This is a genomic window from Pseudolysinimonas sp. 10J20-29 (assembly GCF_055809595.1).
Genome location: NZ_CM147917.1, coordinates 541,162 through 560,468 on the forward strand (window position 1 = coordinate 541,162; position 19,307 = coordinate 560,468).

Annotated in this window: 9 protein-coding genes and 1 tRNA gene; 7 read left to right on the forward strand and 3 right to left on the reverse strand. The window is 69.1% G+C overall.

Annotated features, from left to right (window positions below):
• Positions 1–93 precede the first annotated feature (93 nt).
• Positions 94–1,449 carry a zinc-dependent metalloprotease gene (locus tag AC0L6Y_RS02695; protein WP_473554897.1) on the reverse strand — a complete coding sequence of 452 codons (1,356 nt, stop codon included), beginning with the start codon at positions 1,447–1,449 and terminating at the stop codon, positions 94–96.
• 120 nt (positions 1,450–1,569) lie between these two features.
• Here AC0L6Y_RS02695 and AC0L6Y_RS02700 point away from each other — a divergent pair, with 120 nt between their 5' ends.
• From AC0L6Y_RS02700 to AC0L6Y_RS02715, 4 genes are all read left to right on the forward strand, one after another.
• Entirely contained in the window at positions 1,570–2,715 is a 1,146-nt protein-coding gene (locus AC0L6Y_RS02700) for a YlbL family protein (RefSeq protein ID WP_473554901.1), read from the forward strand.
• A gap of 128 nt (positions 2,716–2,843) precedes the next feature.
• Positions 2,844–5,726, forward strand: coding sequence for a UPF0182 family membrane protein (locus tag AC0L6Y_RS02705; protein ID WP_473554906.1), 2,883 nt, complete (start codon positions 2,844–2,846; stop codon positions 5,724–5,726).
• 50 nt (positions 5,727–5,776) lie between these two features.
• Positions 5,777–5,853 (forward strand) — tRNA-Met (locus tag AC0L6Y_RS02710).
• Positions 5,854–5,955: 102 nt separating this feature from the next.
• Positions 5,956–7,422, forward strand: coding sequence for an FGGY-family carbohydrate kinase (locus AC0L6Y_RS02715; RefSeq protein ID WP_473554911.1), 1,467 nt, complete (start codon positions 5,956–5,958; stop codon positions 7,420–7,422).
• Positions 7,423–7,438: 16 nt separating this feature from the next.
• Here the strand turns inward: AC0L6Y_RS02715 and AC0L6Y_RS02720 are convergent, their stop codons facing one another.
• Positions 7,439–8,089 (reverse strand): nuclease-related domain-containing protein, encoded by a 651-nt coding sequence (locus tag AC0L6Y_RS02720; protein ID WP_473554916.1) that lies wholly within the window; start codon positions 8,087–8,089, stop codon positions 7,439–7,441.
• 134 nt (positions 8,090–8,223) lie between these two features.
• Here AC0L6Y_RS02720 and AC0L6Y_RS02725 point away from each other — a divergent pair, with 134 nt between their 5' ends.
• Together AC0L6Y_RS02725 and AC0L6Y_RS02730 are read left to right on the forward strand one after the other, a co-directional pair.
• Entirely contained in the window at positions 8,224–9,981 is a 1,758-nt protein-coding gene (locus AC0L6Y_RS02725; protein ID WP_473554919.1) for a hypothetical protein, read from the forward strand.
• A 9-nt stretch (positions 9,982–9,990) separates the two neighbouring features.
• Positions 9,991–10,812 (forward strand): carbon-nitrogen hydrolase family protein, encoded by an 822-nt coding sequence (locus AC0L6Y_RS02730; protein WP_473554922.1) that lies wholly within the window; start codon positions 9,991–9,993, stop codon positions 10,810–10,812.
• 26 nt (positions 10,813–10,838) lie between these two features.
• Here AC0L6Y_RS02730 and AC0L6Y_RS02735 read toward each other — a convergent pair whose 3' ends face one another.
• Entirely contained in the window at positions 10,839–13,523 is a 2,685-nt protein-coding gene (locus AC0L6Y_RS02735) for a LuxR C-terminal-related transcriptional regulator (protein WP_473554927.1), read from the reverse strand.
• Between the two features lie 253 nt (positions 13,524–13,776).
• Here AC0L6Y_RS02735 and AC0L6Y_RS02740 point away from each other — a divergent pair, with 253 nt between their 5' ends.
• Positions 13,777–19,278, forward strand: coding sequence for a CshA/CshB family fibrillar adhesin-related protein (locus AC0L6Y_RS02740; protein ID WP_473554930.1), 5,502 nt, complete (start codon positions 13,777–13,779; stop codon positions 19,276–19,278).
• The last annotated feature ends 29 nt before the right edge of the window (positions 19,279–19,307 follow it).

Sequence of the window (19,307 nt, forward strand, 5' to 3'; positions counted from 1 at the left end):
CGCGCGCAGACTCTGAGATTCGACGGGTTCGGCCACGGCTCGTGGCCGAGGTGTGCGATTCTCCGACTTTGTGCAGGAGGCGGCGGGCCGGAACTACTCCTCGCGCGGCCGGTCGCCGGTCTCGTCGCCCAGCAGGTCGGCGATGGCGCGGTCGACGTCGTCCTCGGTCGGCTCGGTGGAGGTGAGCCGGGCGATGAGCGCCGTCGGGTCGTCGATGTCCTCCGCGGTGGGCAGCACGTCGGGGTGCGCCCAGAGCGCATCCCGCGCGTCGGCCCCTACGGCGTCGCTGATCTTCTGCCACATCGCGGCGGCCTCACGCAGGCGCCGCGGTCGAAGCTCGAGCCCGACCAGCGTGGCGAAGGCCGACTCGGCCGGTCCGCCGGAGGCGCGGCGACGGCGCACCGTCTCGGCGATCGCGCCGCTCTTGGGCAGTCGGGTGGTGGCGCTCGCCGTGACCACATCGACCCAGCCCTCGATGAGGGCGAGCTGCGTCTCGAGCCGGGCGAGCGCCACCAGCTGCTCCTCGCTCTTCGGCGGGATGAGCGCGCCGCTGGTCACGGCATCGCGCAGCTCGTCGGGGTTGCTCGGGTCGAACTGCGTCGCCAGGTTCTCGATCTGCTCGGTGTCGACGTGGATGCCGTGCGCGAAGTCGGTGATCTGCGAGATCAGCTGCAGGCGAAGCCACTTGGCGTGCCGGAACAGCCGGGCATGCGCCAGCTCGCGCACCGAGAGGTAGATGCGCACCTCGTCGAGGGGGATGTCGAGGCCGGCCCCGAAGGCGTCGACGTTCTGCGGCACGATCACCGCCTGGCGCTGGTCGCCGTCGCTGAGCGGAATGCCGATGTCACCGCCGGAGACCACCTCGGCGGCGAGCTGTCCGACGACCTGGCCGAGCTGCATGGCGAACAGCGTGCCGCCGACGTTGCGCAGCAGCTTCGCCGGATCGGCGCCGAGCATCCCGGTCGCGTCGTCGGGGAGGGTCTCGTCGAGCACCTCGGTCAGGGCGTCCGCGATCGAGGTCGCGACCGGCTCGGCGAGCTGCGTCCACACGGGCATCGTCGATTCGGCCCAGCCGGAGCGGTTCAGCAGCACCGGCTCCTGGGTGAGGCCGGCGATGTCGGTGGCCTCGTCAAGCCAGAGCGCGGCGACGTGCAGTGCGGACTCGAACGACGCGCGCTCCTCGGAGGTGCTGGGAACCGCGCCCCGGGCCGCGAGCGTCGTCGCCTGCTCAAGGGCCAGATCCCAGTTGACGCCGTCGGTCGTGTTGCTCAGCGCATCCTGCAGCTGGCCGATCAGCCGGGCGACGAGCGCCGGATCGGAGGGGAGGCCCGCGGCGCTCGCGAGCTTCGCGGGGTCCATGTCTCCGTCGCCGGAGAGGAACTCGCGCAGCATTTCGCGGAAGTCGTCGTTGTCGGCCGCTTCCGGCTCATCCCGCGGATCATCAGGCATGCCAACTACGCTAACCGGTGGCCCGTGGCACCGCCCGGGTTTTCGCCGTGACGGGGGCGACTGGCCTTGCGCCGGGAGCGAACAGTGCCGCGGTGCCGAGCCCGCATCCCGAAGGATCCCGTGAGCGACATCTTCCCGCCCCTGCCCTCGAACCGTCCGAGTCCCGAGGAGCGGGTCGCCCTGCACCGCGAGCAGCGCCGGACGATGATCGCGCGCGGCATCGGCTGGATGCTCCTCTCGGGGGCCGTCGTGGGGGCTCTGCTGCTCGGAAGCGCGCCCGCGCCGTACGTGATCGAGAAGCCGGGCCCGGTGTACGACACGCTCGGCGAGGTGCTGATCGACGGTGAGGCGGTGCCGCTCATCGACATCGACGGGGCGGAGACGTACCCGACCAGCGGCGAGCTGGACCTGCTGACGGTGCGCATCCAGGGCAACCGCACGAGCCAGCCCAGCTGGATCGATATCGCCACCGCGTGGTTCGAGCCGAGCAGCGCGGTCGTGCCGATCGAGGCGATCTACCCCGAGGGGCAGAGCACCGAGGATGCGCAGGAGCAGTCGGCGATCGAGATGCAGAACTCGCAGCAGGAGGCCATCGCCGCCGCGCTCAACGAGCTCGACATCGAGTACACGGGCGTCGTCAACGTCGCCGCGGTGCAGGAGGGGACTCCTGCAGAGGGAGTATTCCAGGCTGGCGACGAGATTCTCGCGGCCGGGGGCGTCGCGACGCCGGATGTGTCGGCGCTGCGGGCCCGCATCGGCGAGAACGGCGCCGAGTCGCCGATGTCGTTCCTCATCCGCCGCGACGGCGTCGAGCAGGAGGTCACGGTGACGCCGATGCTCGCCGAGGACGGGGCGACCCCGGTCATCGGCGTGATCGTGAGCGGCACCTACGAGTTCCCGATCAACGTCTCGATCCAGCTCTCCAGCGTCGGCGGACCGAGTGCCGGCATGATGTTCGCGCTCGGCATCTTCGACAAGCTCACGCCCGGCGAGCTGACCGGCGGCGAGCACATCGCCGGCACCGGGACGATCGCCGCGGACGGCACGGTCGGCGCGATCGGCGGCATCCAGCAGAAGATGTACGGCGCGCTCGAGGCGGGCGCCGAATGGTTCCTGGCACCCGCCGACAACTGCGACGCGGTGGTCGGGAACATCCCCGACGGGCTCGAGGTGTTCAAAGTGGTGACGCTCGACGACGCCCTCGAAGCCGTCGAGGCGATCGGAGCGGGCGCCGACACGAGCGATCTGGCGCGCTGCGAGCCGTAGTCGACATCGGGTCGAGGCCGGGTCGAGGCCGGGTCGGGACCGGGGCGCGAGCCGGTGGCGCCGGTCGCGCGGCACGTAGGATGTCAGGGATCCGTCTGTGCCGACGGAAGACCTGACAGGAGCCACCCGTGACTTCGCCCACCAACCGGACCGAACAGCAGCGCCCCGCGCGCAGCTCGACCCGAGTTGCCCTTGCCGTGACCGCCGCGATCATCGGTGTGATCGTGATCGGCTTCATCACCTTCTCCGGCTTCTACGCCGACATCCTCTGGTTCGACCAGCTGGGCTACCTGGAGGTGCTGACCACCCAGTGGTTCGCCTTCGGCGCCCTGTTCGCGATCGGATTCATCGCCATGGCGCTCGTCGTCTGGGTGAGCATCACGATCGCGTTCCGCACGCGTCCCGTGTATGCCAAGCTCAGCGCGCAGCTGGACCGCTACCAGCAGGTGATCGAGCCGCTGCGTCGCCTGGCGATCTACGGAATCCCGCTCGTGCTCGGGCTGTTCATGGGCGTCTCGACCGCGACGCGCTGGCCCACGGTGCTGCAGTTCCTGAACCGCACCGAGTTCGGCAGCCTCGACCCGCAGTTCGGGCTCGACGTCTCGTTCTTCGTGTACGAGCTGCCGTTCTACCGCGGCATCCTCGCGTACGCCTCGGCCGTCATCCTGGTCGCCGGCCTCGCGGCGCTCGCCACCAACTACCTCTACGGCGGCATCCGCGTCTCGGGTCGCGAGGTGCGCGTCACGCGCCCCGCGCGCATCCACCTCGCGATCATGGCGGGGCTCTACCTCGCGCTGCAGGCCGTGAGCATCTGGTTCGACCAGTACGCGACCGTGCTCGGTGAAGGCTCGCTCATCACCGGCGCCGCCTACACCGACGTCAATGCGGTGATCCCGGGACGCGCGATCCTCGCGCTCGCCGCCGGACTCGTCGCGCTGCTCGCGCTGCTGACGGCGATCATCGGCCGCTGGCGCCTGCCGCTGCTCGGCACGGCGGCGCTGCTCGTCGCCTCGCTCGTGATCGGCTCGATTTACCCGGCGCTCGTGCAGCGCTTCCAGGTGGAGCCGAGCGAGCAGACGCTCGAGGCGCCCTACATCCAGCGCAACATCGATGCCACGCGCACCGCGTACGGCCTCGACGACGTCAGCGTGGTGCCGTACAACGCGGTGACGGATGCCGAGCCGGGCGCGCTCCGGGCCGACGCCGAGACGACCGCGAACATCCGCATCCTGGACCCCGCGCTCGTCGGCGACACGTTCGCGCAGCTCGAGCAGGTGCGCCAGTACTACCAGTTCCCGAACCTCGACGTCGACCGCTACGTGATCGACGGCAAGTCGACCGACACGGTGATCGCGCTGCGTGAGCTCAACCAGGGCGGCCAGACGAGCACCACCTGGTACTCGAACACTCTCGTCTACACGCACGGCTTCGGCGTCGTGGCGGCGTTCGGAAACCAACGCGAGGTCGACGGTCAGCCGCGCTTCCTCGAGTCCGGCATCCCGAACTCCGGCGCGCTCGGCGAGTTCGAGCCGCGCGTCTACTTCGGCGAGGAGAGCCCCGAGTACTCGATCGTGGGCGGCACCGACAACGGTTCGCCGATCGAGCTCGACTTCCCGGCCGGCGGTGAAGACAGCACCGGCAACGCGTTCACCACCTATGAGGCGGAGGGCGGCCCGTCGCTCGACAGCGTGTTCAAGCAGCTGGTCTACGCGGTCAAGTTCCAGAGCGAGCAGATCATCCTCTCGGATGGCATCGACGAGAACTCGCAGATCCTCTACGACCGCTCGCCGATGGAGCGCGTGCAGAAGGTCGCTCCGTACCTGACGCTCGACTCCGACCCGTACCCGGCGGTCGTCGACGGCGGCATCGTCTGGATCGTCGACGCCTACACGACGACGGCGAGCTACCCGTACTCGAAGATCGAGCAGCTCTCGAGCGCGATCGCCGACACCTACACGCCGGCGCCCGCCTACGCGCTGGACGACATCAACTACATCCGCAACTCGGTGAAGGCCACGGTCGACGCCTACACGGGTGAGGTCGTCCTGTACGTGTGGGACGAGGAGGACCCGATTCTGCAGACCTGGCAGAAGGTGTTCCCCGCGACGCTGGTCTCGGCCGACGAGATGAGCGAGGACCTGCAGGCGCACGTGCGCTACCCGGCGGACCTGTTCAAGGTGCAGCGCTCGATCCTCGAGACCTACCACGTGACGCAGGCCGGTTCGTGGTACTCGGGTGACGACGCCTGGTCGACCCCGGCCGACCCGACGCAGACCTCCGGTGTGGCCCAGCCGCCGTACTACCTGACGATGCAGGTGCCCGGAACCGAGGCGCCCGCGTTCACGCTGTACTCGACCTACATCCCGCAGCAGGGTGCCGGCGACGCGAGTCGTTCGGTGCTCACCGGCTACCTGGCCGTCAACGCGGATGCGGGCGAGGACTACGGCAAGCTGACGCTTCTCGAACTGCCGAAGCAGGACACCACGCCCGGCCCCGGTCAGGTGCAGAACTCCTTCAACTCGGACACCGAGGTGGCGACGGAGCTCAACCTGCTCGAGCAGCAGGGCACGAGTGTGAGCCGCGGAAACCTGCTGACCGTGCCGGTCGGCGGCGGGCTGCTCTACGTGCAGCCGGTCTACGTGCAGTCGACGGGTGAGACCAGCTACCCGCTGCTGCGCAAGATCCTGGTCGCCTTCGGTGACAAGGTCGCGTTCGAGGACACGCTCACCGAGGCGCTCGACGTGCTGTTCGGCGGCGACGCGGGAGCGAGCGCGGGAGACGGTGACGTCGAGGTTCCGACCGAGCCGACGGACCCGACCGACCCGACCGACCCTGGCACGGAGACGCCGGACACCACCGACAACGCCGCGCTCGAGGCGGCGCTGCGCGACTACCAGGCGGCCCTCACCGACCGCAATCAGGCCTACGCCGACGGCGACCTGGTCGCCGCCGCGGAGGCCGACGAGCGGATGCAGGCGGCCGTCGAACGCGCGATTGCGGCGCTGGACTGACGCCCCGATTCGTGTCCACCCCGCGGCCATGGTAGAGTCAATCCTTGTGCCGCGGGGTGGAGCAGTTCGGTAGCTCGCTGGGCTCATAACCCAGAGGTCGTAGGTTCAAATCCTGCCCCCGCAACCAGATGAAGAAGGCCCGACCACTTGGTCGGGCCTTCTTCGCTTCACCGAGGAAGTAGCCCGCGCAGGGGAAGGTGCATGTCGTGCGAGAGACGGTTCTGAGCTGATGGATGCGGTGATCGGTGTCGATATCGGCACCTCGAGCAGCAAGGGTGTCCTGGTCGGACTCGACGGGGTCATCCTCGCCACCGCGGTCCGCGAGCACGAGGTCTCCCGACCTGTCGCCGGCCACGTCGAGATGTCGATGACGGAGTGGTGGGACGAGTTCGTCGCGATCACCCGTGAGCTGCGGCAGACCGACGCGACCGTCGTGGCGGTCGGGGTCAGCGGCATGGGCCCCTGCGTCGGTCTGGCCGATGAGGCGGGCACGCCGCTGCGCCCCGCGATCCTGTACGGCGTCGACACGCGCGCGCACGTCCAGATCGCCGAGCTGACCGAGCGGCTCGGTGCCGAGGCGGTCGAGGAGGTCTGCGGTTCGGCGCTCAGCACGCAGGCGGTCGGCCCGAAGCTGGCCTGGCTCGCCGAGCACGAGCCGGAGGTGTTCGGCGCCGCGCGGCGCCTGTTCATGCCGTCCTCGTATCTGGCCTGGAAGCTGACCGGCGCGTACGTGCTCGACCACCAGTCGGCGAGTCAGAGCGTTCCGCTCTACGACATCCGCGCACGCGAGTGGTACCGCCCGTGGGCCGACGACCTGGTCGGCGAGATCGAGCTGCCCGAGCTGGTCTGGGCCGACACCGTCATCGGCGGCGTCTCGGCCGAGGCGGCGGAGGCGACCGGCCTGCCGGCGGGCATCCCCGTCATCGCGGGCACGATCGACGCGTGGTCGGAGGCGATCAGCGTCGACGGGCACAACCCGGGCGATCTGATGCTGATGTACGGCACCACGATGTTCCTGATCAACACGCTCAGCGCGCGCGCCTCCGCCCCCGAACTGTGGAGCACGGTCGGCGCGTTCGAGGACAGCTACAACCTCGCGGGCGGGATGGCCACCTCGGGGGCGATCACCGGCTGGCTTCGGAAGCTGGTCGGCAACGTCGACTACCCGACCCTGCTCGGCGAGGCGGCGCAGTCGCCCGCGGGCGCGAACGGGCTGCTCATGCTCCCGTACTTCGCCGGTGAGCGGACTCCGATCGCAGACCCCTTCGCGCGCGGCGTCATCGCGGGGCTCACGCTCGAACACTCCCGAGGCGACCTGTACCGCGCCGTGCTGGAGGCGACCGCGATGGGCGTTCGCCACCACGTCGAGGCGTTCCGCGCCGCCGCCGGTCAGGTCGACCGCGTCGTCGCGGTGGGCGGCGGCACGCAGAGCGAACTGTGGCTGCAGATCGTCTCGGACGTGACGGGGCTCGAGCAGGTCGTTCCGCGCGTCACCGTCGGAGCCTCGTTCGGTGCGGCGTACCTCGCCGCCTCGTCCGTCGCCGAGGTGTCGATCGGCGAATGGAATCCGCCGGCGCGACGCGTGCAGCCCGACGCCTCGACGGCCGCGGGCTACGACGCGCTGTTCGAGCTGTATCGCCGCCTGTACGCAGACAGCGCCTCGGTCGTCCACGCGCTCGCGGGCCGACCGGACTGACACCGTCGCTGTCGCCTCACGCCGCGTCGAGCGAGGCGAGCAGGTGCCGGTGCAGCGCCTCGGCCCGCGTCGCATCGAGCGGCCCGGGCAGGCGCAGCAGGTCGGCGAGCCGCTCCGGTGAGGTGACGCCGACGCCCTCCACGAGGTAGCCGTTCAGCACCTCCCAGTCGGCGCCGATGAAGCACAGGATGCCGCGCACCGGCACCGTGGCGTCGGCCAGCACCGCCTCCACCACGCGGGTCTGCCACTGCACGCTCTGCACCAGGTGGTGGCGGTCGTCGCGGCCGATGAACAGGCGCTTCGTCGTCGTCTCGCCCGCGCCGAAGGTCTCGACGCGCGGGCGCCCCGCGTAGTTCTTCGCGTCGATCACGTAGACGCCGGTGGGGGTGATGGCGAGGTGATCGAGGTTGCTGGTGCCGCCCGGCACGCGGCGATCGTGCAGCACGCGCACCCCGTGGTCGGCGAGCTCGGTGAGCGTGCGACCCACGATCGATTCGCCGGCGGCGCCCTTCTCCCAGGCCCGGACGTCGCGCGATCGGCGGCCCGCATCCCGCAGCAGCTCCTGGATGCTCTCGGGCGCCGCATCCGCCGACGCCTCTCGCTCGCGTCGCAGCCGGGCGTGCTCGCGGTGGGCGGAGGCGCCCGCGAAATCGCGGTCCCAGGTCATGCCGCACACGCTACTCCGGCCCCCCGACGCCATTGACCTCCGGATTTCAGGGGCGTACGGTGTCGGGCACCGGACCCCCGAATGCGCGCGCCGGTGACTGCAGCTGGCGCTCGCCTGACCGGACGGAGCAGCCGATGCCTGCCGACCCGAACACCCCCGTGCCCACCGATGCGCCGGTCTACGCGTCACCGCCCGACCTGCAGGTCTCCACCGCGGACGGGTTCACGCACAGCCCGAAGCACCCGAACGAGGAGATCTGGCTCTCGGATTCGATGCAGGCCGACGAAGCCGGCAACGAAGTATTCCGCTGGGCGTATTTCAATCGCTTCGAGGTTGAGCCGCTCGAGGTCAGCCACACGGAGTGGCGGGTGACCGTGACGGCCAAGCCCGAGTTCCGGGTGGTTCCGGTCGGGGGCGGCATGTGCCAGCAGGAGCAGGCGGTGGTCGAGGAGGAGTACAGCTACAAGTTCGCGCTACTCAAGCAGTACTACGAGCAGTGGGTCACCGACACGCTGCTGAAGGACTACTACGACACCTTCCTGAGCCCGGCCGCGGGCGCCACCGGCGGGGGGCTCGGCGTCGCCGGACTGTTCGGCGACCTCGCCTACGGCACCGTCACTGCGGGGATCGCCGAGGGCACCATCGCGACCACCACCGGCACCCTCGGCGGGGCCGGGGCCACCGGCGCGGTCGCGAGCGCGGGCGGCCTTGCCGCCGTCGGCGCCGCGTTCGTGGGGGCCTTTCTCGGCACCACCGCCGCGATGAGCCAGATCCTCAAAGACACCGATGTGCGCTCGAGCGGCTGGGCCGTGATCGGCAAATGGAAGTACGACGAGACGCCGACCGGCAGCACGCGCACCACCTGGAAGAAGATTGGCGCCCCGTTCCCGTGCCCGCCGCGCCCCGAGACCGGGGGAGCCGCCGGCGCCGCGACCAAGGTCGGTGCCGGCGAGGTGCGCGAGACCGCACCCGCACCGGAGCGGCCGATCTGGAAGCGCTGGTGGTTCCTCCTGATGCTCGCCCTGTTCGTGGTGCTGCTGATCATCGCGCTCGTGCTGTTCCTGCTGCCACGGTCCGCCGTGACTCCGGGTGCGGTGGTCGGCCCGACCGATGAGCCCACCTCGACCTCGTCGGTCGAGAACGCTTCCCTCGCTCCGGCATCCTGCTCCGCGGTCGGGCACTCGCCGTATCCGTATTTCACGGGCAGCCCCTCGTGGTATCTGCTGCTGCTCGTGGTGGTCCTCGCTTCGGCGGCGACCGAGGGTGCCGAGTTCGCCGTCGACACCCCCGGAGCCGACGTCGACTCCGTCTCAGGCATCGTCGCGCCGGACGGCGTGATCGCCGCCGTCGTTCCGGTCTCCCGCTACGACGACTACGCGGTCGGCGATGTGACGCTGACCGGAGCCGACGGCAGCACCGAGACGGTGCCCGCCGACTCCATGGTCGTCGCGGTCACCGCCGAGGAGCGCTCCCTCGACTGCGAGGGTGACCCCGCCGCGGTCGCGACGATGCAGGATGCCTTCGCCGCCGGCAGCACCGGCGAGCAGGAGGCGAGCGAGTTCGTCGCCGCGTTCGAAGACTGGCATGCCACCGGCGACGTGGACGCGCTGGCGGCGAGCCTGCATCCGGCCGTGCTGCACCGCTACGGAGCGGAGCAGTGCGAGGCCTACCTCGACACCGTCGTCGGCTCGATCTCCGAGATCGAGGTCGTCGAGCAGCGCTCCGAGCCGTGGAACTACCCCGTCGACGACCGCACCACGCAGATCCTCAACTCGCAGACCGTCGTGGCGGACGCGAACCTCGGCGGCCAGGTCGAACGCGTGGAGCTGCACGTCGCCGAGTATGCGGGCGCCGTGCGCTGGTTCACCGATTGCGGGGACCCGCAGACCTAGGCTGAGAGCATGGCCCCATCTGAGAACTCCGCCGCGGCGGTGGCGGTGGCGCAGTTCGCGCCCGGCGACGACCCGGCGGCGAACCTCGCCGAGATCACGCGCCTGGCGGAGCTCGCCGTCGAACGCGGGGCGCGGCTGGTCGTTTTTCCCGAGTACTCGTCGTATTTCACTGCGGCTATGGGGGCCGACGTGGCGCCGTTCGCGCAGGCGATCGACGGCGAGTTCAGCGGGGCGCTCGGGGCGCTCGCCGCGCGCTTGGGCATCCATCTCGTGGCGGGGATGATCGAGGCGGTGCCCGGCGACGCGCAGCGGGTGCACAACACCCTCATCGCTGTCGACGCGTCCGGTGCGGTGGTGGCCCGCTATCGCAAGATGCACCTCTACGACGCCTTCGGCCAGAAGGAGAGCGACTGGGTGGTTGCTGGTCCGCTCGACCAGACGCCGGTGTTCTCGTGGGAGGGGTTCACGGTCGGGCTGCAGACCTGCTACGACGTGCGGTTCCCTGAGGTGACGCGACGCCTTGCGGATGCGGGTGCCGACCTGGTGCTGCTGCCCGCCGAGTGGGTGCGCGGCCCGTTGAAGGAGCACCACTGGCGCACGCTGGTGACGGCGCGCGCGCTCGAGAACACCCTCTTCGTGGCCGCCGCCGACCACGCCCCGCCGGTCGGTGCGGGCAACAGCATGGTGGTCGACCCGATGGGGGTCGAACTGGTCACCGTGGGGGAGTCGGTCGAGGTCGGAGTTGCCTGGATCTCGCCGGCGCGCGTCGCGGAGGTGCGGCGGGTGAACCCGGCGCTGGCTTTGCGGCGGTTCGGGGTCGCTCCGCGGTAGCGGGGCTGCCTGCAGCTGTTGTTGCTTTAGAGAAGCCCGCGGCGGCGGGCCTCACGGATGAGCTCATCTCGACCGGAGACGCCGAGCTTGATCGAGAGTGAGCGCGCCTGCGCTTTCACGGTGTTGGTCGAGACCTGAAGGCGTCTGGCGATCTCCGGGCGGGTCGCGCCGGAGGCGAGTTCCGTGAGCACGACGAGTTCGCGGGGGGTCAGCCGCGGCGCCTGGCCCGGGGAAGGGAATAGCGGCGGCTGGGCGGACACCTCGGCGATCAACTCCGGGTCGGTTCCCTCGTCGCTCGCCAACTCCAGGAACGCGGGCCGCGGCATCGCTGCGAAGGCGAGTCGGAGACCGTGCCGCTGCGCAAGATCGCCTGCGGCTCGAAATCTCGCCCGGGCGATCTCAACCTGATCGAGCTGGTGTGCGGCGCTGGCGGCGATGGTCAGAGCGTCGAACTGCTGCCGAATCGTGGTTGCCGCGCGGAGTGAGGCTTCGCTCAGGTCCAATGCTCGCTCATGCTCGCCGACGAGCAGGCGCAGCCGGGCGGCCGGGACGGTGAGTCTCCGATGAGCGCGCCGGCGCTTGGAGTCCGTGAGTGCTCGAGCCTCTGAGGTGCGCCCGAGCGCGAGCAGCAGTTCGGCGCTCAGCGCATCCAGCATCGCGTCCATCGCGGGGCCGATTGGCGGGCGGTGCGTCTTGTGCGCTCGCAACTCCGACAAGAGCGAATGAGCGGATGTCGCTCCGCGCAGCATCCATTCGGCCGTCGCGCGGGTGTGCGCGAGGAACGGCCACATCTCGATCGTGTCCCAGTGCTCCCAGGTCTCGAGCACTGATCGTTCTGCGCTCTCGGCGTCGAACGTCTCCACAGCGACGATCGCGGCCGCGACATTGAGCGGAACGCCGTAAAAACTCCGCTTCACGTCGGCGGGGATCCGCGACGTCGTCATGCGGTCCATCGTCCGGCGCGCGGCCGTGAGGTCGCCGTCGAGCGACTCCAAGAGGGCGGTCAGCGAGTCTGCGAACAGTCGCCGACGCCGAAGCGCGTGGTCGATGCGGATGGTGTCGCGATCGAGCATCATGGCGCGCGCTTCGCTGATCTCGTCCAGCATCAGATGCGTGTTCGCGGTCTGCGTGACGATGATCGCGGTTGCGCTCGAGAGCTCGCCCTCAGGATCATCCGCGCGGGCGTGGAGCTTCTTGAAGGCACGAAGCGCCGGGGCGACGAGCTCCCATCGTCCGGCGAGCCGCACCGCCACCATGATCAGGCCGTGGGTCCACACCTGATCGACTGTCGTCTGCGCGGCGTGCAAGGCGCGAAGCTGATCGCCGCGCATCGTGACAAGGGCGAATGCGCGCAGAGCCCGGCGCGTGTCCCCGGTGATGTAGTGGCCCAGCCCGCTCAGCATGCCGAGCATCGGTTCGGAGCGGAGTGCCTGTCGCGGGAGGTCTTCGACGAGCTGGGGATCGCGGCTCAGCGCCGCCGACACCGCCATGAAGTCGCGGCGCGCCAGTCGCGCGGCGCGGGACCAGTCCTCGGCATTGATCGCGGCCCGAAAGGCAAGTGCCGTATCGCGCGGTTCGAACCAGTCGGCGAGCACGGTGTGCAGGCGCCGGCGCTCGGATGCCGACACGTGCTCGAGAAGCGCCTCGCGAACGACCGGCTGCAGACGGAAGTGCCGGGTGACGCCGTGGCTCTCCCAACTGCCCAGCCCGCGCGCTTCGATCGTGTCCAGCACCACGGCATCCTCGTCGGCCGCGCCAAGTGCGCGGGCCTGTTCCATGCTGAAGGACTCCAGAATCGATGTCGGGAGCACATAGGCGAAGTGGGGCAACGAGGCGAGTTCCTCCAGCACGACCCGCCGGACAAAACCGAGACCCTCGGCGAACGACGAGTCGATGAACCAGCTGCTGTGCGCATTCACGACGTCTGACGGAGTGAACTCCGCGGCAGCACGCACGGCGAACGGCCAGCCGGCTGTCATTCGGTGCAGGGTTTCAATGCTGGCATCGGCCGCTGGCACGCGGGCGAGCATGGTGAGTGATCGCGTCTCATCGAGTGTGAAGCGGAGTTCGTCGATGCCGACGATTCGGCAGTCGAGATGCAGAGCCGTCGACTGAGCGTGGAACGTCGTCGACCTCCGCGTTGCAACGCGCAGTCGCAGGCGGTCGCAGTTCCGCAGCAGATGCACCAGATCATCTTCGAGCTCGGCGGGAAGTGAGCAGTCAGCGGCATCGACGATCAGATCGATCGGCTCCGGTGCATGCTCGATCGCGCTCAGGAGCGAGGTGCGGAAGAGGCGGACGTCGCTGGTGGTGTCGATGCGCTCGGGGTGCGCGAGGCGCCCATCGCGAATCAGCGCTGCAAGGATCACGTCCCATGCGTCCGTGCGCGATGTCGAGCCGTCGAGAGTCAGCCAGACGCCCCCGCGTGTCGAGCCGGTGCGGGCCCATTCAGCCAGCGCGGAGGTCTTGCCGTAGCCGCTTGGTGCGTGCAAGACGACAACCGGCCAGTCGTCGTCGAGGACATGTGTGAGCCGAGGGCGGGGCAGATGAGACCGGCTGAGGCGCGGGACGCCTCGAATGAGCCTGGGCTCGCGCACGTGGGGCCACGGCAGGGCTCGCGCATCCCCGCGCGCGTCGTGCTCAATTGTCATCTGATTGCGTGCTTCCGTTCCCCCAAGCGACAGCACTGCTGAGTCAACCAGAAGTCGCACGCGGGGGCTGGTCTCGACGCGATGCACGGCGGGTGAAAACCGGGGCGAAAAATCAATCGAATGTGGAAATCAGTCGACCACCTGTCGTTGGCTGGGCGTTGCGAACTCGGTTTTGGGGATCTGTCGTCTTCGAATGTTGCACCCGCCGGGTTGCGCGAAGCGTCATTATGGGGGAGTTGGAGTGACACGTCTCAACGCAGCTGGTCGCGGGCAGCGCACGAAGCGACCGCGCCGGGGCATTGCAGGAGTCTCGGTGCTCGCGCTGGTGGCGAGTTCGGTCGTCGCCATGAGTTCGATCTCCGGTGCTCCCGCTCTCGCGCAGTACGCGACCGACGGCGCGGGGGCGCATCGAGGCCTCGTCGACTGGGTCTCCTGGGCGGAGACGCCCGGCGACGTGGTTTCCGTCGGTGCGACGGGCGGCTCGATCCGTGACGTGGGAGCGCAGGAGCTCGAAACCCGGTGTGAAGTAACCTCGGCAACCGGCGACATCATCGCGTACCGCCCCGGCGAGTTCGCTGGTGATGGTCTGGATAACCTCTACAACGTCGGCGGCACCGACACCAGCAACGAGATGGTGATCGGTCTCGCGAATCAGATCGACGGGGAGCTCGTCTCGATCGCGGTGGCGTGTGAAGCAACACTCGACGGCGCACCCGTCGCCATTCAGGGACTGGTCATCGCCGATGCCGAGACCACGTCGGCCACGACAAACGAGTACATCGAGGTGACACCGGATACGGCAGCGACCTGGCGTCTGATCGAGCGCTACCGTGAACCGTCGTGCACGACCTCGAGCGAAGCTCTGCTCGGCGCCGACGGTTCCCTCCGGCTCAGCTCGACGGGACCGGCGTGCACTCAGCTGCCGGGGCAGTCCGGGGCGGGAGGTCCGCTCGCCGTGATGCTGATCGAGGGGGCGACCTCGGCACAGATCGACCTTCAAGGCGGCGGTCGAAGCGCGGTCGCGATCGGAGTCGCGCTCGCGGTGGACTTCGGGGATGCTCCCGCTGCCTACGACACCGCAGCAGCCATCTTCGATCCCGCCTGGACCGGTGGCGAGGTTCTCGAAGGAACCACGGACCTCTTCGCTGATCTGGAGCCGGCTGTGCTGGCGGTGTCGGCCACGCCGCGGCTCGGCGCGACCGTCGACGCCGAGGCCTCGACGCGAACGAGCAACGATGCGTTGGGCGACGGCGCCGACGAGGACGGCATCTCACCCCCGAGCGCGATCGATGTGGTGCGCGGAGGGTCCTTCTCTCTGCTGGATGTTGCCTGTGCTGGCCCGGGATCCGTCGCGGGATGGATCGACTGGGATCGAGATGGGGAGTTCTCAGCGGCTGAACGGTCAGAGCTCGTCGAGTGCATCGGCGGCGAAGCCGACCTGACCTGGGTGGTCACTGCCGACGCCGTGAGCTCGACCGGCAGTCAGCGCACCTTCGTCCGGCTGCGGATCGCCTCCGACCCTGCCGAGCTGGTGCCCACCGGTGTCTCGCTCACGGGCGAGGTGGAGGATTACGCCTTCAGCGTCAACGTCGAGGACGCGCCCCTGGACTGCCCTGCCAACGCGCCGGGGCTGCTGTTCCAGGGCTCTCCGACGAGCCTGTACGAGATCGACCTCGTGACCGGCGAGTACGCGACGACGGCGACGTTCGACCGAACCATCAACGCGCTCGGTTTCAATCAGCTCGACGGCTATGTCTATGGCTACGTCACCGGAAACGCGAGCACGGCGTACGAGATCGTTCGGATCGGAGCAGACGGCTCGATGACGAGTCTCGGGCGTCCGGCGGGAGTTCCGGACCAGCGGGGATTCATCATCGGCGACGTTGATGAGAACGGCCACTACTGGGTCGGAGGCAGCGGCTTCTATTTCGAGATCGACCTCGCCACGATGACGCTGGTGTCCAACGGGGCGATTTCGTCGCCCGCAGGCTACTCGAGCGGCGCTGACTGGGCGTGGGTTCCCGGGGGCGGCGACTACCTCTACCGTGTCATGTCCAGCACTGGTGGCAACGCGGTTCTGATGGCGTTCGACCGGACGACCAAATCGCAGTCGGTGGTGGGGGTGCTCGGCGATTTCGGCAACGGAAACACCATCGGCGCGGTCTACGCCGACGCCAGCGGCTACCTCTACGCATCGAACAACGGCAATGGACGTGTCTACCGCATCGACGTGCACACGGCGGAGGCCTCGCTGTTCGCACAGGGCCCCGTCTCGGGGACGAACGATGGCGCCCGCTGCGCGCAGTCGCAGCTGTACGTCGACTACGGCGATGCGCCTGCCTCCTACGCGACGTTGATCGACGACGACGGCCCTCGCCACACGGTGAACGACTATGACCCGCTGACGCGCACCGCTCCGCTGATGCTCGGCGACTCGATCGATACCGAGAATGACGGGCAGGCGAATTCCGACGCCACCGGCGACGGCGCCGACGAGGACGGCGTGGCCTCGCCCATCGTCGTCACGAACGGTCGTCCCACCACGGTGGTGGTCTCGGCGACCAACGACACAGCGAGCGATGCCGTCCTGGCGCGCTGGATCGATGTCGATGGCGACGGCGTGTTCGAGGCGAGCGAACTCGACACGGTGACGGTTCCTGCGGGATCCGGGCGGCAGGACTACGAGTTCGATCTCCCCGCGGGAATGCCGAGCGCCGACACCTTCGCGCGCTTCCGGCTGTTGCCAGCGGGCGCAGCGGTTGCGCCGGGGGGCGCCGTCAACGGTGGGGAGGTCGAAGACCACCAGCTGATCGTCGTCGACGCCGAGCTCGAGGTGGCAAAGACATCCACGGCAACGGTGAACACGCGGCCCGGTGACACCGTCATGTACACGGTGACGGCGAAGAACGTCGGCGCGAGCGCCTACACGAGCGAGTATCCCGCAGTCGTCCAGGACGACTTGAGCGGGGTGCTCGACGACGCGAGCTATTCCGGCGACGCGGTTGCTCGAGTCAACGGATTGCCCGCCGGTGCCGTATCGCTCGTGGGCGGGGTCCTCGCATGGGAGGGTTCGCTCCCGCCGGGGATGACGGTGACGATCATCTACAGTGTCACCGTCGGCGCCGACGGCGACGGCGAGGTCCGAAATGTCGCATGGGGTGGCGGCGGCGCAACGCCAGCATGCGACCCGCCGGTCGACGGGATCGACCCGGCCACGGGGCTGCCGTGTGCAGAGACCACGTTCCTGCTGCCGCGCCTGACCGTTGAGAAGTCGGCGAACACGACTGCGCTTCCCGCGGATGGCGGGGTTGTCACCTACACGGTGACCGCCACCAACACCGGACCGGGGGACTACACCGGCGCCGCGCCGGCGCGCGTGACCGATGATCTCACCGAGGTGCTGGATGACGCGACCGGCCCCTCCGCGATGTCGGCGACCGTCGACGGCGCAGCCGCGACCGCGCCGGTGTTCTCGGCGCCCGAGCTGGAATGGTCGGGAGCGCTCGCCAGCGGCCAAGTGCTCGAGTTCAGCTACAGCATGACCTATGACGACAGCAGCGGCGATCACTCGCTGCGCAACGTCGTCTGCGTCGACGAGAGCGACACACCGCCGGGTGCGTCGTCGTGCGACTTCGTGCAGATTCCCGCGGCGGGGCTGACACAGTGGAAGAGCGCGACCCCTTCGGCGACTCCGACGGTGGCCGGGTCGACGATTGAGTACACGCTGTTCTTCGCCAACGACGGCGCGGCGGATGCCGCGGTCGATGCGCGCGACGACCTCAGCCACGTGCTTGACGACGCAGACGTCACGACTGCGCCGACATCGTCTGGCGGTCTGACGGCGAGCATCGTCGGCAACTTCCTGAGCGTGACAGGGGATGTTCCCCCCGGGGCGACCTACACCGTGACCTACGTGGTCACGGTGCGCGCCGACGACGCGCGCGGAGACGACCGCGCGGCGAACTTCCTGTTCGAGCGTGACCCCGGCGGGGAGTTCCCGGCCACCCCCGCGAGCCCCGAGTGCAACCCGGTCGACAGCCGGTTCCCGACCTGCACGCTGAATGAGTTCCCGGCTCTCGAGTACACGAAGGCCGTGTCGGCATCCACGGCCGTGCTCGGAGCAGGGACCGTCTTGACGTACACGATCACGGTGCGCAACTCGGGCGCAGCGACGGGCAGGCCCAGCAAGGTCGACGACCTGAGCGGCGTGCTCGACGACGCCGAGCTCACCTCGGTGCCACAATCCGACACGCCATCGGTGATCGTCTCGAGCGTGACGTCCGGTGTGTTCTCGATCGGGGGGTCCTTGGCCGCGGGCGCCGAAGCTCAGATCAGCTACCAGGTCACCGTGCGCGAGCAGGAGGATCGCGGCGACGACTCCGCACAGAACTTCGTTCTCGACCCCGGAGCTGAGACGCCTTCTGCGTGCGATGTCGGGTCGATGCCCTGCACGGTCACCGAGCTTCCGCACATCGAGATCACCAAAACGGTCGTCGCGTTGACCGATCCCGTCGAAGCGGGAACGGTGCTCACCTATTCCATCAGCTTCGAGAACTCGGGAGCGGCGGAGGGAGCTGTCGACAAGATCGACGACCTCGCGGGCGTGCTGGACGACGCCGATCTGACGTCGGCACCGGTGTCCGGTGTCGCATCGATCGTCGTCTCAAGCGTCGTTGACGACGCCTTCTCGATCACCGGCACCCTGGGAGCCGGCGACGTCGCCGTCGTCACGTACACGGTCACTGTTCGCGACGAGACGGCGCGAGGCGACAGCAGTGCTGCCAACTTCGTCCTTGACCCGGGAGAGTCGCCGCCGTCGTCGTGCGACCCCACCGCTGTGCCGTGCACGGTCACGGCCATGGCCGAGCTGCACGACCGCAAAGACGTGGACCCTGTTTCGGGGACACCGGTCGTTGGCGGGCAGGAGCTGACCTACACGCTCTCGTTCCGCAACGATGGGACGGCGGCTGGCGACGTGGATCGCGTCGACGACCTCACGCACGTGCTCGACGACGCGGACCTCGTCGACGGGCCGACCTCGTCCGACGCTTCGCTTGCCGTCGTCGGCCCCGATCCCAGCAATCGACTCTCGATCGTCGGGACCCTGGCGCCGGGTGCGGCGGTGACCGTCGAGTACACCGTTCGTGTTCGGGACTCCGGCGCGCGCGGGGACGACGTGATCGCGAACTTCCTTCTCGATCCGGCTGACGAGACGCCGAGCGACCCGGTCTGTGACGTTGCTTCGGGGGAGGAGCCCGGATGCACCCGCAACGAAACCGGCGAGCTGCTGCCCGGCAAATCGTCGAACCCTGCCTCGTTCACCGACATCCGGTCCGGTGCTCGGATCCAGTACACGCTGAGCTTCGAGAACGTCGGAGTCGGGGCGGTGATGGTCGACTATGTCGACTACCTCGGTGCGGTTCTTGACGACGCTGAGCTCGAGGACAGCATCGCCGCCACGGGCGCGCTCCGGGTCGACGACTCGGTGAGCGGACAACTGCGGGTCAGCGGCTCAGTGCCGGGCGGTGAGACCGCCACCGTCAGGTACACGGTCGTCGTCAAGTCGTACTCCGAGCAAGGCGATCACGTTCTCGGGAACTTCCTCGTGCCCGCGGAATTCTCGCCGCCGACCTTGTGCGACCCCGCCGATCCGCTCTGCACGGTGCACGAAGTGACTCCGCCGGCACCGCTTGCGTTCACCGGTGCCAACGCGGGCGGTGTCGTTCTCGCCGCGCTGTTGTTCGTGATCGGATCCGGCGCGCTCGTGTTCGCCGAGCTGCGTCGGCGCGGGCGCGGCGCGCGGTCGAGCAGTTGACGATGTCGCGCCCGCGCCGAACTCCCTTG

Bases quoted from the DNA above. Each gene is read 5' to 3' on its own strand.
- AC0L6Y_RS02715 (WP_473554911.1), top strand. From the start codon at position 5,956: ATGGATGCGGTGATCGGTGTCGATATCGGCACCTCGAGCAGCAAGGGT.
- AC0L6Y_RS02725 (WP_473554919.1), top strand. From the start codon at position 8,224: ATGCCTGCCGACCCGAACACCCCCGTGCCCACCGATGCGCCGGTCTAC.
- AC0L6Y_RS02695 (WP_473554897.1), bottom strand. From the start codon at position 1,449: ATGCCTGATGATCCGCGGGATGAGCCGGAAGCGGCCGACAACGACGAC.
- AC0L6Y_RS02730 (WP_473554922.1), top strand. From the start codon at position 9,991: ATGGCCCCATCTGAGAACTCCGCCGCGGCGGTGGCGGTGGCGCAGTTC.
- AC0L6Y_RS02720 (WP_473554916.1), bottom strand. From the start codon at position 8,089: ATGACCTGGGACCGCGATTTCGCGGGCGCCTCCGCCCACCGCGAGCAC.